Raw genomic sequence first — 14,879 nt, 5'->3', positions numbered from 1 at the left:
CGCCGACGGTCCGGGGGGCCGGGCTCGGTGGCAGGGTGGTGCCGTGGACCTCAACTGCGACCTGGGCGAAGGCTACGACGCGTGGGTGCCCGGCGCCGTCGGGATCGACGAGGCGCTGCTGGGCGTGGTCACGAGCGCGAACCTCGCGTGCGGCGGGCACGCGGGCGACGAGCGCACGATGGCGGCCGTCGCGCGGGTCGCCGCGGCGCGGGGCGTGGTGCTCGGCGCGCACGTGTCGTACGTGGACCGGGAGCACTTCGGGCGACGGTTCCTGGACGTGCCGGCCGACGAGCTGCGCGCGCAGGTCGCGGCCCAGCTGGCGCTCGTCGTCGACGTCGCGCGCGCCCACGGCGCCACCGTGGCGTACGTGAAGCCGCACGGGGCGCTCTACAACGCCGTCGTGCACCACGAGGAGCACGCGGCCGCGGTGCTCGACGCGACGGGGGACCTGCCCGTCGTGGGGCTGCCCGGGTCGGCCGTGCTCGCGCACGCGCGGCGGCGTGGGGTGCGGCCCGTGGCCGAGGCGTTCGCGGACCGCGGGTACCTGCCCGACGGCACGCTCGTGCCGCGCGGGCAGGACGGAGCCCTGGTGACCGACGCCGACGAGGTCGCGCGGCGGGTCGTGCGCCTGGCGGCCGAGAAGACGGTGCGCGCGGTCGACGGCACCGACGTGCGGGTCGACGTCGAGACGGTGTGCGTGCACTCGGACACCCCGGGTGCGGTGCTGCTCGCGCGGGACGTGCGCGCGGCGCTCGAGCAGGCCGGGGTGCCGCTGGGCCCGTTCGTGCGGGGCGCGGCGTGACGTCCGTGCGGGTGCGCCGGTTCGGGGACGCGGCGCTGCTCGTCGAGCTGCCCGACCTCGCGGCGGTCCGCCGCGTCGACGACGCGCTCCGCGCCGCCCGCGCGACCTCGCCCACGGACCCGCCGCCGCTCACCGGACCGTCCGACGAGCCCTCGTCGCGAAGTCGTGCGTTTCTCGTGAAGTCGTGCAGAGGAACGCACGACCTCGCGAGCGACGCACGACCTGGCGCGAGAGCCGCGACCGAGCGCGCGGTGTGGGCGGGGGTCGAGGACCAGGTGCCCGCCGCCGAGAGCGTGCTGCTGCGTGTGCGGGCCGGCACGGACCTGCGCGCGCTGGCGCGGGCCGTGCGGCAGGTCGCGGCCGACGCGCTCGACTCCGACGACGCGCCCGCGACCGACCGCCCGCTCGTCGTGCTGCCCGTGACCTACGACGGACCGGACCTCGACGACGTCGCCGCGGCCACGGGCCTGACGGTCGACGCGCTCGTCGCGCGGCACGCCGCGGCCACGTACACCGTGGCGTTCGGCGGCTTCATGCCGGGCTTCGCGTACCTCGTGGGGCTCGACCCGGCGCTCGTCGTGCCGCGTCTGGCGACACCGCGGCCGCGCGTGCCCGCGGGGGCCGTGGCGATCGCGGACCGGTTCACCGCGGTGTACCCGGCCGCCACGCCCGGCGGTTGGCGGCTGCTGGGCTCGTGCCCGACGTCCCTGTTCGACGTCGCGCGCGACGAGCCCGCGCTGCTGACCCCCGGCACGCGCGTGCGCTTCGAGGTGGCCGGGTGACGGCACGGGCGGTGGCGGTGGTCGACCCCGGGTTGCTGACGCTGGTGCAGGACCTCGGGCGGCCCGGGTGGGCGCACGTCGGCGTCGGCCGCGCGGGTGCGGCGGACGCGGCGGCGCTGCGCCGGGCGAACCGCGCGGTCGGCAACGACGACGGCGCCGCCGGGCTCGAGGTGCTGCTCGGCGGGCTGCGGGTGCGCGCGCTCGCTGCCGTGGACGTGGCGCTCGCGGGGGCGTACGTGGCGGTGACCGTCGAGCGGGCAGGCGGGGCGGTCGAGCGAGACGGCGCGCGGCGGGTGCGGCTCGGTGCGGGCGACGTGCTGGCGCTCGGCCGGCCCGAGCGGGGGCTGCGGACATATGTGGCGTTCGCCGGGGGACTGGCCGTGGAGCCGGTGCTCGGCTCGCGCGCGAGCGACCGGCTCGGCGGGATCGGCCCGGCGCCGGTCGCCGCGGGCGACGTGCTCCCGGTCGGGCCGCCGCCGCCCGGGCCGCCGCCGGCGGGGCTGCCTCCCACCTGGCCCGCCGACGAGCCGGACGCCCCGGCCGACGACCAGAGGGACGTGCCGGTGCTGCGCGTCGAGATCGGGCCGCACGCGCACTGGTTCACGCCCCGCTGGCCGGGGGTGCTGTGCGCGCCCGAGGGGTACGTGGTCGCACCCTCGTCGGACCGGGTGGCGGTGCGCCTGGACGGTCCGCAGATCCCGCGGACCGCGCAGGCGCTCGGGCGCGAGCTCGCGCCCGTCGGCCTGGTGCCGGGTGCGGTGCAGGTGCCGCCCGACGGGCGGCCCGTGGTGTTCGGGGTCGACCACCCGGTGACGGGCGGCTACCCGGTGCTGGCGGTGGTGCGCTCGTCGGACCTCGACCTGCTCGCGCAGGTGCGTCCGGGGGACGTGGTGCGCCTCGCGCTGGCGCTGTCGACCGGCCGCTGACACCCCGCTGGCGTCCCTCTGGAACCCCACGGCGGCCACCCGCGCGACGGGCGTGGAGCGACACGCCGAGGCGTCCGGGTGAACTGCGTGCAGCGACACGCCGCGAGTTCGCGGCGGGTGCGCGCGCGCGACCTGCGCGGGTCGGGACAAGCGGGACCAAGGTCCCATCCCGGGTGGCGCGGGCCGCGTAGAAATTCCCACATCTTGTGAGCCGCGAGCACCGCGACCACTACATGTGGGATTCGACGACGAAGGAGCACAACCCATGCCCGACCCCGCCGCCACGGCACCGACCACGCCCACCGCGCCTGCGCAGCAGGCCGGCACCCGCCCCGTCGCGCCGGTCACGGTGGACGTCGCGTCCTCGATCGACGAGTACCTCGACCGCAGCGACTGGCGCGTCAACGCCAACGCGAACCAGGGCTACAGCCTCGGCGGTCTGATCCTCAACACGGCTGGCAAGGTCGTCGCGAACTACTGGCTGAGCGAGGTGTACCCGGCCGAGATCGGGCACGCGCACCGCGAGGGCGACCTGCACATCCACGACCTCGACATGCTCTCGGGCTACTGCGCGGGCTGGAGCCTGCGCACGCTGCTGCAGGAGGGCCTGGGCGGGATCCCCGGCAAGGTCGACGCGCGCCCGGCGAAGCACTTCTCGGCGGCGATCGGCCAGATCGTCAACTTCCTCGGCACCATGCAGAACGAGTGGGCCGGCGCGCAGGCGTTCTCGAGCTTCGACACGTACATGGCGCCGTACGTGCGCACCGACGACCTGACGTACGAGCAGGTCAAGCAGGGCATTCAGGAGCTCGTCTACAACCTCAACGTGCCGAGCCGCTGGGGCACGCAGACGCCGTTCACGAACCTGACGTTCGACTGGGTGTGCCCGGACGACCTCAAGGACCAGGTCCCGATGGTCGGCGACGAGCCGTGCGACTTCACGTACGGCGACCTGCAGCCGGAGATGGACGTCATCAACCGCGCGTACATCGAGATCATGACGGAGGGCGACGCGACGGGCCGCGTCTTCACGTTCCCCATCCCCACGTACAACATCACCCAGGACTTCGACTGGCACAGCCCCAACGCGGACGCGCTGTTCGCGATGACCGCGAAGTACGGCCTGCCGTACTTCCAGAACTTCATCAACTCGGAGATGAAGCCGGGTGACGTGCGCTCGATGTGCTGCCGCCTGCAGCTCGACCTGCGGGAGCTGCTCAAGCGCGGCAACGGGCTGTTCGGCTCGGCGGAGCAGACCGGTTCGATCGGCGTGGTCACGGTCAACTGCGCGCGGCTCGGCTACCTGTACCCGGGCGACGAGACGGGACTGCTGGTGCGGCTCGACGAGCTGCTCGACCTGGCCCGCACGAGCCTGGAGCTCAAGCGCGAGGTGATCGGCCGGCTCATGGAGCAGGGACTGTTCCCGTACACCAAGCGCTACCTGGCGAGCCTCGACAACCACTTCTCGACGATCGGCGTCAACGGCCTCAACGAGATGATCCGCAACTTCTCCGGCGACGAGTACGACATCACCGACCCGCGCGGCCACCAGATGGCCGTGTGGCTGCTCGACCACGTGCGTCGCCGGATGGTCCAGTTCCAGGAGGAGACCGGCCACCTCTACAACCTGGAGGCCACGCCCGCGGAGGGCACGACCTACCGGTTCGCCAAGGAGGACCGGGCCCGGTTCCCCGGGATCCTGCAGGCGGGCACGGACGCCAACCCGTACTACACGAACTCCTCGCAGCTGCCCGTCGGCTTCACCGACGACCCGTTCGAGGCGCTCGCACGCCAGGACGAGCTGCAGACGAAGTACACGGGCGGCACGGTGCTGCACCTGTACATGTCGGAGCGCCTGTCCACACCGGACGCGGCGCGCGAGCTGGTCCGCCGGTCGCTGTCCCGGTTCCGCCTGCCGTACCTGACGGTCACGCCCACGTTCTCCATCTGCCCGAACCACGGCTACCTCGCGGGCGAGCACCAGGAGTGCCCGAAGTGCGCCGACGCGGGCCGCATGCAGGAGTGCGAGGTGTGGACGCGCGTCATGGGCTACCACCGGCCCGTGTCGTCGTTCAACGTCGGCAAGAAGGGTGAGCACGCCGAGCGCACCCACTTCCGCGAGTCCGTGGCAGCGCTGGCGTGACGACGACGCCGCCCCGGCTCCCGTTCGCCCAGCGCGCGTGGACGGCCGACGACCTCGTCATCGCCGGTCTGGCCCCCATGTCGAGCTGCGACTGGCCGGGGCGGCTCGTCGCGACCCTGTTCCTGCAGGGCTGCCCGTGGCGGTGCACGTACTGCCACAACCACTCGATCCTCGACCCGCGCGCGCCGGGCCAGGTCGAGTGGTCGCGGGTGCGCGAGCTGCTCGCGCGGCGCGCCGGGCTGCTCGACGGCGTGGTGTTCTCCGGCGGCGAGCCCACCCGCCAGCCCGCGCTCGTCGAGGCGATGCGCGAGGTCCGCGACGCGGGGTTCGGCGTCGGGCTGCACACCGGCGGCGCCTACCCACGCCGGCTCGAGGCGCTCCTGCCGTTCGTCGACTGGGTCGGCTTCGACGTCAAGGCACCGCGGCGGCTCTACCGCGCGATCGTCCGCGTGGGCGGCGAGACCACGGCCGCGGACCAGGCGTTCGCGAGCCTGCGCATGGTGCTCGACGCGGGCGTCGACGTGCAGGTCCGCACCACGGTGGACCCGACCGTCCTGTCCGACGACGACGTGCGTGCCCTGACCGACGAGCTGCACCTGCTGGGCGTGCGCGAGCACGTGCTCCAGGAGGTGCGGCCCGACGGCACGAGCACCGAGTACCGGCAGGCGCTCGCCGCCGTCCGCCGCGGCTGAGCGCGCACGCCGGTCCGTACCCTGCTCTCGCCCCCCACCCGGGAGGCGAGAGCAGGGACTCCGGTCAGGGGATGGTGACCAGCGTCGGGTCGGCGATGCCGTAGGTCGGCTCGCCCTCGCCGCGCGGCGTGACGACGCTGAGCAGCCGCGCCCCGAGCTCGCCCGCGAGGTCCGCGCCCTCGCACGGCGCGACCGCCGTGACGGTCAGGTCGAGCTGCGTCGTGCCGGCCACGATGGGCACCTCCGGGGTCGGCAGGTCCAGGTAGCCGACGACGACGTCGTCCTTCGTCAGCACCGCGGCCGCGAGGAACGTCACGTCGAGCGTGACCGTCTCGCCGCCACGCCCGATCGCGGCGATCTCGTCCTCGGTGAGCTCCTCGTCCGTGTACTCCGTGTTCGGCGGCGGCGTGGCGTCGTCGCCCAGGTCGTCCCCGCACCCGTAGGCGTCGCGCCACGCGGCGGGGATCTCGTCCAGGCTCAGCGTCGCGAACGTCCCGCCGCTCGCCGGCCCCACCCGGTCGGCACCGAGCCCCGGCGCGTGCGTCGCGCCGAACGCGACGGCCCCCACCGCGCTCGCGGCCGCGACCGTCGTGCCCGCGCGGCGCGCCACCCGGCGGCGTCGGACGCGCGTCGCGACGCGGGAGGCCGTCCCCGCCTCCAGCGGTCCGTGCGCGGTCCCCGCGGCGTGCGCGAGGTCGGTCAGCATGGCGTCCAGCGGGTCGCGCTCGACGTGGTTCATCGGGTCCTCCTGGTGGTCACGGTGAGACGTTCCTCGGCGGGCTCGTCGAGCGGGTCGAGGTGCACGCGCAGGGCTGCGCGCGCATCGGACAGGTAGCGCTTGACCGCGCCCGACGAGAGGCCGAGCAGCTCGGCGATCTCCGCGACGGGCAGGTCCTCCACGTGGTGCAGCACCACGCACGCCCGCTCGCGCGGGCCGAGGGTGGCGAGCGCCCGCGCGAGCACGAGGCGGTTGCCGACGAGCAGCTCGGGCGGCGCGTGCGGGCCGTCGGGCGGGCTCGTCTCCCGGGTGGCGGTCAGGTGACGGACCGCCACCCAGCGCCGTCGTCGGCGGTACCCGTCGACGAACAGCGTGTGGATCGCGCGCCGCACGTACGCCTCGGCGGAGTCGACCTGGTCCGCGGCTCGACGCCCCGCGAACACCTTGACCAGCGCGTCCTGGACCAGGTCCTCTGCGTCGCGGACGTCACCCGTCAGCAGGTAGGCGTGGCCCACCAGCGCCGGTCCCCGCTCGCGGACCAGCTCGTCCAGCACGCTCTGCCACGCCACGGCCTCGTCACCTCTCGTCGCCCGACCCTCTCACCCCGCATGACGCTCGGGGTGCGGATCCGGTTGGGGTCGGTGCGGCCGGTTCCGTCAGGCGCCCCCGCCCGACGCCTGACCGGGCTGCGGCATGTCGGTCGGCCAGTCCTCGGGGCGGGGCCCGTCCGTGGGCCAGTCCTCCGGGCGCGGCATGTCGGTCGGCAGCTCGCCGGGAGCGGGCACGCCGGACGGCAGGTCCCCGGGGACGGGCCGGTCGCCCGGCGCACCACCGGCCCCACCGGGCATGCCGGGCATCATCCCCGCGGTGACCTCGCCCGCGACGCCGGTCCCCGCGGTCGTCGTCCCCGAGGTGCCGCCGTGCGACAGCGGCCCGACCACGGGCTCGCCCGCGGTCCCACCCAGCACCGCCGAGTACGACTCGCCGTCGACCACGTCCGGCGAGGAGTACACGACCGACGCGAACGCCTTCGTCGCGGTGAACGACGCGAGCACGTCGCCGTCGGGCGAGACGACCTGCACGACGTCTCCCGCGGCGCCGCGCTGCGTGAGCGTGATCCCGACGAACGACTGCGTCCCGCCCGAGGGCGTCTGCGCCATGCCCGACGAGCCGACCGCGACGAGCTCACCGCCCGAGACCTCGAACGTCCCCGCGGAGTCGAGCGAGCCGTTGCCGTCGCTCGTCGGACCGCAGACCACGACCGTCCCGCCGGTGATCGTGAGGTCGCCGTTCGAGTCCAGGCCGTCGCCGCCCGCGTCGACGACGAGCGTGCCGCCCGCGATCGTGACGTGGACGTCCTCGTCGGCCTCCTCGAACCCGCCCCCCGGCCCGCCGGGTCCGGGCCGCTGCGGGGCCGCACCCGCTTCGTCGTCAGAGGTGCCGTCCGTCGTGCCGTCCGTCGTGCCCGCGGTCTCGTCGGTCGTGGTGTCCGCCGCGGAGCCGTTGACGCCGTCGTCGCTCGTCGTGAGCGTGACGACCCCGTCGAGGAGCGTGACCTCCTGCGACTCGAGACCCTCGACCGCGCGGGTGACCGTGAGCGTGCCGCCCGAGATCCGCAGCGCGTGCTCGGCGTGCACGCCGTCGTCGCCGGACGCGAGCGTCGACGTGCCGCCGGTGACCGAGACGACTGCGTCGGAGTGCACGGCGTCGTCGGCCGCGTCGACGGTGAGCTCCCCGCCGCCGACGACCACCGCGGCGTCGCCCACGAGGCCCTTGGGGGAGGCGTCGGCGGCCACCGTCGCGCCCGCACCGCCGCCCGCCGTGACGCGCACGGTGCCGCCGCCGACGAGCACGTCGGTGGTCGCCGCGATGCCGTCGTCGCCCGCGGTGAGGTCGAGCGTGCCGCCCGCGACCAGCACGTAGCCCCGGGTCGCGTCGGTGTCCTCGTCGGACTTCAGCGCGTCGCCCTGCGCGTCGACCGTGACGTCGCCGCCGGAGACCACCAGGTAGTGCTTGCCGCGGATGCCGTCGTCGACCGACGACACCGTGACCATCCCGGACGCCACGACCAGGCCGTCCTTGCCGACGATCCCGTCGTTCGCGCGGGCCTGCACGTCCAGCGCGCCGTCACCGGTGATCGTCAGATCGCCCGCGCTGAACAGCGCGCCGCTCGCCTCGTCGTCCGGCGCGTAGGCCGTCGTGTCCGTCAGCCGGTTTCGCGTGCCGTCCGCGAGCACGACGACGACGTCGTCGCCCGCGACCACCTGCAGCGGGGACGTGGTCTCGCTCGTCAGGTCGACGCCGTCGAGCACGAGCGTGACGTCCTGGTCGGGCGCGTCGACGACGACCTGGCCGTCGCTGAGCGTGCCGGACAGCCGGTACGCGCCGCCCGCGGCGATGCGCACGGTGTCGCCGTCGACCTTCACGACCGACGAGCCGGCCGACGACGCGCCGTCGGCCAGGGTCACGTCGACGGCGTCGTCGGCAGAGGCCTGCGACTCGTGCGGCGCGGTGTTGGCGGCCATCGCGGACGCCACCGTCAGGTCCGCGTCGGTCGTCGCAGCCGCCGCGGTGCCACCGGCGGCGGACGCCGAGGCGTCGGGGGAGTCCGTCGACGTGCAGCCCGCGAGGAGCGTCGCGACGACGACGGCGGGGACGGTGGCGCGGACGGTGGCGGGGACGACCGTGCGGGCGGCCGCGCGGCGGAGAGGAGTACGCATCGGGTGCCTCCTGGGCGGTGGAGCAGGCGGGCGGGTCAGAGGTCAGCGGGGCGCGGCGAGGCGGTCGCGCGGCTCGACGTAGCGGTCGAGCACGCGCCGCCACGGTGTCAGCGGGAGCTCGGGGTGCAGCACGGCCATGCCGGTCCCGTACTTGGAGATCCGCACCGGCCGGTGGCCGTGGCGCCAGAGCAGCCGGTCGGTGGCCGACGGCGTCGCGCCGGTCTTGGTCTCGACCACCGCGAACGGGCCGAGCGGGCGCTCGGCGCCCGTCTCCGCGTCGACCCACACCAGGCCCGTGTCGACCGTCGTGCGGGCCGCCACGCCCGGGCGCCCGCCGTCGACCAGCAGCGTGGTGCGGCGGTAGCGGTTCGTCAGTGTGGGGAGCAGCGGGCCGTCGGGCGCGCGGCGTGGGCCGAGCACGCGCGTCGTGAACGCGCGCGCCTCGTCGGACAGCTCGTGCGGGACACCGTCGTGCGGGTGGCGGACCTTGACGGTCGAGCCGCGAGGACCGCGCGTCTTGACCTCGACGAACGTGTCGCCCGAGTCGGCGTACGTGCGCGTGCGGACCTTGTACCGGCCGCGCCGGCGCAGGGCCGCGCCGAGGTAGCTGGCGAGGTCCGGGGTGTCGAAGTACACCGACCGGTACTCGCTCGCGCGGCGACCGCCCACCTCGAGCACGCGCGCCCCGTCCGTCAGGGGGAGCACCGCGAGCGCGTCGAGCGGGAGCACGTACTTGCGGTCGACGCGCGTCTGCAGCGCCGCGCCGGCCCGCTCGATCTCGGCGAGCGTGACGGCGGGCAGGTGCGCGAGCCGCTGCTCGAACCGGTGCCCGGACCGGTCCGCCCGGGTACCCACCGGTGTCCGGGCGGTCACCGCAGCGCGTCCGGCTGCGCGCACCCGCCGGCCACGGGGGCCTCGTCGTCGGACGCGGCGGCGGCACCCGCCGTGAACCGCACGTCCACCGTCGTCGTGTCGTTCACCAGGTCGAGCCGCTGCACCGTCACCGAGTGCACGCGCCCGCCGAGCAGCCGCTCGAGGTGCGCGACGAGCGCCGTCTCGTCCGCGATCGCGCGGTCCACGACGACGACCTGCTGACGGAGCCGGTGCAGCAACCGCGGGCTGTCGGCCACGGCGATGACGGCGACGAGTGCCGCCATGAGTGCCGCACCCAGCCCGACGGACGTGGTCCCCAGCCCGCCGATCAGTCCGAGGGCGAGGGCCGCGAAGTAGTACGCGACCTCGTGCTGCGCGAGCTCCGAGGACCGCAGCCGGATGATCGACAGCACCCCGAACAACCCGAGCCCGAGCCCCGCTGCCATCGCGCTCTCGGCCAGCGCCGCCGCGACCGCCAGCACGCCCACGTTGACCGCGAGGAACGCGACGACGAGGTCGCGGCGCCGGTGCCGCGGCAGGTACACCGCGAACGTGAGCACGAGGATCGCGACCAGGTCGGCCGCGTAGAGCGTGTAGGGGGACACCGGTTCCTCCGGAAGGTGCGTGACGTCTGACGGGGAACAGTCAGTCACTGCCACCTGGGAGGGACCTGGGTGTGACCTGCGGTTTCGACCCGGACGCCGGGTTCGTGACGCGGCGTCCGGGTCGCTCCTCGCGCGGCCTACACGTCGTCGATCGCGAACCCGACGGGCTCCCCGACGACGACCACCGGCCGCCCGTCGACCGTCACCGTGAGCGCCGCCCAGCCCTCGTGCGGGCCCGCCGTGAGGTCGCCGTCGCACCCGGCGGCCCGCGCGAGCGAGACGTCGTAGCTCAGCGAGCCTCCCGGCTCGAGCGTCGTGGTGGTCGCGTCGAACATCGCGGTGCCCGCCTCGCTCACGATCCGCCCGTCCCGGGCGAGGGCGGCGGTCAGCGAGTCCGGCAGGACCTGCACGGGCTCGCTGCCGGCGTTGCGCAGCGTGAGCACCACGGTCGCCCGCTCGGGGCCGGCGCTCGTCTCGACGTCCAGCCAGGGTTCGAGCTGCTCGATCTCGCGGGCCGCGTCGGCGAGCGGTTCGGTGGACGCGCCGCACGTGAGCAGCTCGTCGGGGACCGTGGCAGGCGGGGCCGCGGAGGCCTGCCCCGACCCGGCCTCGTCGGGCACGGTGACCGGGACCGCCTCGCTCGTCGCACGGCCGACCCACGACGTCGCGTCGTCACCCAGCGACCACCCGGTCACCCACGTCGCGACGAGCTCGTACGCGCCCGGATCGAGGTCGACGGGCTCGGCCGTCGCGCACGAGACGAACGACGACTCCAGCTCGGCCTCGATCGGGAACGGCACGGGCTGCGCGTCGACCGCGACCTGGCCGGCCGTCTCCAACGACATGTCCTCGGAGCCGTCGAGCACCGCGACCACCTCGCCGTCGCGCACCAGGACGAGCGTCCCCGCGAGCGTCCAGCCCGTCGGGGCGGTCACGAGCGACGCCGTGGGTGCGTCGACGTCGACCCGCACGACACCCTGCCACGCGCCGTTCGCCCGCAGCCTCGAGCCCTCGTCGACGGTCGTCGTGACCTTCCAGAAGTCGCCTCCGATCGTCGTCCCGTTGCCCGAGCCGGGCAGCACCCCGTCGCCCGCACGCAGGCCCTCGACCGTGAGGCTGCACTCGGGCGGGGCGTCCGCGACGGGAGTGGTCCCGTCGCCCCGCAGCAGGGGCGGCACGGCGAGCGCGACGCCCGCGACGACGAGCGCGACCGCTCCCGTCGCACCCGCGGTGCGCGCCCGCTGCCGACGACGCGCCCGCGTGCGGACCAGGTCCACGGGCACCTCGTAGGCCCGGGCCTCGGGGGAGTGCTCGGCGCGCGTGAGCGCGCCGGACAGGGGGTGACGACTCTCGTGCTCGGTCATGGCCGGGTCCTCCCGGGGGTCAGCGGCGCCGTCTCGTCGTCCGTCCCGGGCTCCGGGAGCGGACCGAGCGACGCCTCGAGCTTGTGACCGGCGGTCGACAGGTACCGCTTCACGGTGCCCTGCGCGAGGCCCATGCGGTCCGCGACCTGCGGCACCGTGAGGTCCTCGCACCAGCGCAGCACCGCGGCGACGCGCTCCTGCGGCGCGAGCGTCGCGAGTGCGGCGCGCACGTCCAGCGCGGTCCCCACGGCGGGCGCCGGGTCGCGCGCGGGCTCGTCGTGCCGCCCCAGCAGGTGCCGGACGGACGACCACCGCGTGCGACGACGCGCGTCGTCGAGGTAGACGGTCAGGATCGCGCGGCGCACGTACGCCTCGGCGTCGTCGGGCGAGAAGCCCGAGCGTCGCCGGGCGAACGTCCGCACCAGGGCCTCCTGCACGAGGTCCTCGGCCGCGTGCCGCTCACCCGTCAGCAGGTAGGCGTAGCCGAACAGCGCCCGCCCGCGTTCGCGGGCCAGCACGGCCAGCAGGTCCTCGTCGCCCACGTGTCCTCGTCCCGTCCGTTCGGTCACGAGTCCGGCGGTCGCCGTCCTCATCAGCCAGGACGACCAACCCGTGCGAACCGTTGTACCGGACCGCGCACCGCGGGGCGGGCCGACGCGTCGTGCCGGTGGGCGTCGTCGGGCCGAAGGTCCGTCGACTCCTGGTCGTCCGTCCGTTACTGAGCGGTATGCGCCCGTGGCTAGACTGCGCGGGTCGCACGGCAACGGGGCCGTGCGCGCACGGGTGTGCAGGGGGTGCGCCCGGGGTCCGAGGAGGGTGCATGGTCGAGCTCGGTTCCACGAGCCTGACGATCGTCGGGATCATCGCGGGGCTCGCAGTCGCCTCGCTCGTCGTCGCGGCGGTGCTGCGTCGGCAGGTCCTGGCGGCCGGCGAAGGTACGGCGTCGATGCAGCAGATCGCCAAGGCGGTGCAGGAAGGTGCGTCCGCGTACCTCAACCGCCAGTTCCGCACGCTGGCGCTGTTCGCGGTGGTCGTCTGCGCGTTGCTGTTCCTGCTTCCGGGCGACGGGGGCGTCAAGCTCGGCCGATCGCTGTTCTTCCTGGTGGGCGCCGCGTTCTCGGCGTCCATCGGCTTCCTGGGCATGTGGCTGGCCACGCGCGCGAACCTGCGCGTCGCGGCGGCCGCGTCGCAGCCCGGTGGCCGGGCCGAGGGTGCGCGGATCGCGTTCCGCACCGGCGGGGTCGTCGGCATGTCCGTCGTGGGCCTCGGCCTGCTCGGCGCGGCCGGCGTCGTCCTCATCTACAAGGGCGACGCGCCCGCGGTGCTCGAGGGCTTCGGCTTCGGTGCCGCGCTGCTCGCGATGTTCATGCGCGTCGGCGGTGGCATCTTCACCAAGGCCGCCGACGTGGGCGCGGACCTCGTCGGGAAGGTCGAGCAGGGCATCCCCGAGGACGACCCGCGCAACGCCGCGACCATCGCGGACAACGTGGGCGACAACGTCGGCGACTGCGCGGGCATGGCGGCCGACCTGTTCGAGTCGTACGCGGTGACGCTCGTCGCCGCGCTCATCCTGGGCCGCGCCGCGTTCGGCGAGCAGGGGCTCGTCTTCCCGCTCATCGTCACCGCCGTGGGTGCGCTCGTCGCGGCGCTCGGCGTCGCGATCACGCGCGTGCGCGGTGCCGAGAGCGGGCTCGCCGCGATCAACCGCGGCTTCTACATCTCCGCGGTCGTGGGCGTCGCGCTCGCGGCCGTCGCCGCGTTCGTCTACCTGCCGTCGACGTTCGCCGAGTTCACCGACGGCACCGCGGGCCTCACCGACCACGGCGGCGACCCCCGCCTCGTCGCCACCGCCGCCGTCGCGATCGGCGTCGTCCTGGCGGGCGTCATCCTGTGGGTCACCGGGTACTTCACGGGGACGACGAGCAAGCCCACGCTGCACGTCGCCGAGACGACCCGCACCGGTGCGGCCACGGTCGTGCTGTCCGGCATCGGCGTCGGGTTCGAGTCCGCGGTCTACACCGCCGGCATCATCTGCGCGGCGATCTGCGGCGTGTTCCTCATCGCGGGCGGCAACGTCGCGCTGTCGCTGTTCCTCATCGCGCTCGCCGGGTGCGGCCTGCTCACCACCGTCGGCGTGATCGTCGCGATGGACACGTTCGGGCCGGTCTCGGACAACGCGCAGGGCATCGCGGAGATGTCGGGCGACGTGACCGAGGAGGGCGCGCAGATCCTCACCGACCTCGACGCCGTCGGGAACACCACGAAGGCCGTCACCAAGGGCATCGCGATCGCGACAGCGGTGCTCGCCGCGACCGCGCTGTTCGGCTCGTACGCCGACGCGGTCGCGTCGAAGATCGCCGAGGTCGGCCGCGCCCCGGCCGACGACCTGGTCGACGCGATGATGAACTACGACATCATCAGCCCCGTCACGCTCGTCGGCGTGATCCTCGGCGGCGCGACCGTCTTCCTGTTCTCGGGCCTCGCGATCGACGCCGTGACACGCGCCGCCGGCGCGATCGTCTTCGAGGTGCGCCGCCAGTTCCGCGACTTCCCGGGCATCATGACCGGCGAGGTCCGGCCCGAGTACGGCAAGGTCGTCGACATCTGCACGCGCGACTCCCTGCGCGAGCTCGCGACGCCCGGGCTGCTCGCCGCGTTCGCGCCCATCGCCGTGGGCTTCGGCCTCGGCATCGGCCCGCTCGCCGGGTTCCTCGCCGGCGCGATCGGCTCGGGTGTGCTCATGGCCGTGTTCCTCGCGAACTCCGGCGGCGCGTGGGACAACGCGAAGAAGATCGTCGAGGACGGCCACCACGGCGGCAAGAACTCGCCGGCGCACGCGGCCGCGGTCATCGGCGACACCGTCGGCGACCCGTTCAAGGACACCGCGGGCCCCGCGATCAACCCGCTCATCAAGGTCATGAACCTCGTGTCGGTGCTCATCGCGCCCGCGATCGTCGTGGTCTCGTTCGGCGAGGACGCCAACACGGCGCTGCGCCTGGCGATCGCGCTCGTCGCGGCGGCCATCGCGTTCGGTGCGGTCATCGCGAGCCGCCTGCGCGCGGCACGCGTCGACCGCGAGGGCGCCCTGGCCCACGCCCTCGAGGAGCCGGACAGGGTCGCGGCCTCCTGACCCGACACCCCCGCAGCACCTGACGAGCGCGGCATCCCCCCGGGGGTGCCGCGCTCGTCCGTCCCCCCGCCGCGGCCGCGACCCGCCTCTCCACCGACCCCGCGCTTCCTCCGGCTCAGAGCCG

At 74.8% G+C, this 14,879-nt stretch carries 13 protein-coding genes; 6 read left to right on the top strand and 7 right to left on the bottom strand.

Annotation, left to right across the window (positions count from 1 at the left end; all coding sequences use genetic code 11):
* The first annotated feature begins 43 nt into the window (after window positions 1–43).
* The 5 genes from F1D97_RS17090 (at window position 44) to F1D97_RS17070 (ending at window position 5,345) form a co-directional block, all read left to right on the top strand.
* Entirely contained in the window at window positions 44–802 is a 759-nt protein-coding gene (locus tag F1D97_RS17090; RefSeq protein ID WP_236121667.1) for a LamB/YcsF family protein, read from the top strand.
* A complete protein-coding gene (locus tag F1D97_RS17085) occupies window positions 799–1,584 on the top strand; it encodes a 5-oxoprolinase subunit B family protein (RefSeq protein WP_236121666.1) in 786 nt (261 codons plus the stop codon). The genes F1D97_RS17090 and F1D97_RS17085 overlap by 4 nt, the downstream gene beginning before the upstream one ends.
* Complete coding sequence (locus F1D97_RS17080; RefSeq protein ID WP_236121665.1) at window positions 1,581–2,510, top strand: 5-oxoprolinase subunit C family protein; 930 nt, start codon at window positions 1,581–1,583, stop codon at window positions 2,508–2,510. The genes F1D97_RS17085 and F1D97_RS17080 overlap by 4 nt, the downstream gene beginning before the upstream one ends.
* Window positions 2,511–2,775: 265 nt before the next feature.
* Window positions 2,776–4,653: a ribonucleoside triphosphate reductase gene (locus F1D97_RS17075; protein WP_236121664.1), complete on the top strand. Its 1,878-nt coding sequence runs from the start codon at window positions 2,776–2,778 to the stop codon at window positions 4,651–4,653.
* Window positions 4,650–5,345 carry an anaerobic ribonucleoside-triphosphate reductase activating protein gene (locus F1D97_RS17070; RefSeq protein WP_396022542.1) on the top strand — a complete coding sequence of 232 codons (696 nt, stop codon included), beginning with the start codon at window positions 4,650–4,652 and terminating at the stop codon, window positions 5,343–5,345. Before F1D97_RS17075 ends, F1D97_RS17070 begins: the two co-directional genes overlap by 4 nt.
* 64 nt (window positions 5,346–5,409) lie before the next feature.
* Here F1D97_RS17070 and F1D97_RS17065 read toward each other — a convergent pair whose 3' ends face one another.
* From F1D97_RS17065 to F1D97_RS17035, 7 genes are all read right to left on the bottom strand, one after another.
* A complete protein-coding gene (locus tag F1D97_RS17065; protein ID WP_236121663.1) occupies window positions 5,410–6,084 on the bottom strand; it encodes a hypothetical protein in 675 nt (224 codons plus the stop codon).
* Window positions 6,081–6,632: an RNA polymerase sigma factor gene (locus tag F1D97_RS17060; RefSeq protein ID WP_236121662.1), complete on the bottom strand. Its 552-nt coding sequence runs from the start codon at window positions 6,630–6,632 to the stop codon at window positions 6,081–6,083. The genes F1D97_RS17065 and F1D97_RS17060 overlap by 4 nt, the downstream gene beginning before the upstream one ends.
* Before the next feature lie 87 nt (window positions 6,633–6,719).
* Window positions 6,720–8,783 carry a carbohydrate-binding domain-containing protein gene (locus tag F1D97_RS17055; protein WP_236121661.1) on the bottom strand — a complete coding sequence of 688 codons (2,064 nt, stop codon included), beginning with the start codon at window positions 8,781–8,783 and terminating at the stop codon, window positions 6,720–6,722.
* A 42-nt stretch (window positions 8,784–8,825) separates the two neighbouring features.
* A complete protein-coding gene (locus F1D97_RS17050) occupies window positions 8,826–9,656 on the bottom strand; it encodes a polyphosphate polymerase domain-containing protein (protein WP_236121660.1) in 831 nt (276 codons plus the stop codon).
* Complete coding sequence (locus tag F1D97_RS17045; RefSeq protein WP_236121659.1) at window positions 9,653–10,261, bottom strand: DUF4956 domain-containing protein; 609 nt, start codon at window positions 10,259–10,261, stop codon at window positions 9,653–9,655. Before F1D97_RS17045 ends, F1D97_RS17050 begins: the two co-directional genes overlap by 4 nt.
* Before the next feature lie 137 nt (window positions 10,262–10,398).
* Window positions 10,399–11,625 carry a hypothetical protein gene (locus F1D97_RS17040; protein ID WP_236121658.1) on the bottom strand — a complete coding sequence of 409 codons (1,227 nt, stop codon included), beginning with the start codon at window positions 11,623–11,625 and terminating at the stop codon, window positions 10,399–10,401.
* The gene (locus tag F1D97_RS17035) at window positions 11,622–12,167 is read right to left on the bottom strand and encodes a sigma-70 family RNA polymerase sigma factor (protein ID WP_236121657.1); all 546 of its coding nucleotides are present in this window, start codon (window positions 12,165–12,167) and stop codon (window positions 11,622–11,624) included. Before F1D97_RS17035 ends, F1D97_RS17040 begins: the two co-directional genes overlap by 4 nt.
* Before the next feature lie 278 nt (window positions 12,168–12,445).
* Here F1D97_RS17035 and F1D97_RS17030 point away from each other — a divergent pair, with 278 nt between their 5' ends.
* Entirely contained in the window at window positions 12,446–14,755 is a 2,310-nt protein-coding gene (locus tag F1D97_RS17030; RefSeq protein WP_236121656.1) for a sodium-translocating pyrophosphatase, read from the top strand.
* Window positions 14,756–14,879 lie beyond the last annotated feature (124 nt).

Origin of the sequence: Cellulomonas palmilytica, from assembly GCF_021590045.1 — a bacterium.
Lineage (GTDB): Bacteria > Actinomycetota > Actinomycetes > Actinomycetales > Cellulomonadaceae > Cellulomonas > Cellulomonas palmilytica.
The sequence above is the reverse complement of the archived record's forward strand: the minus strand, read 5'-3'. Positions and strand labels throughout refer to the sequence as shown.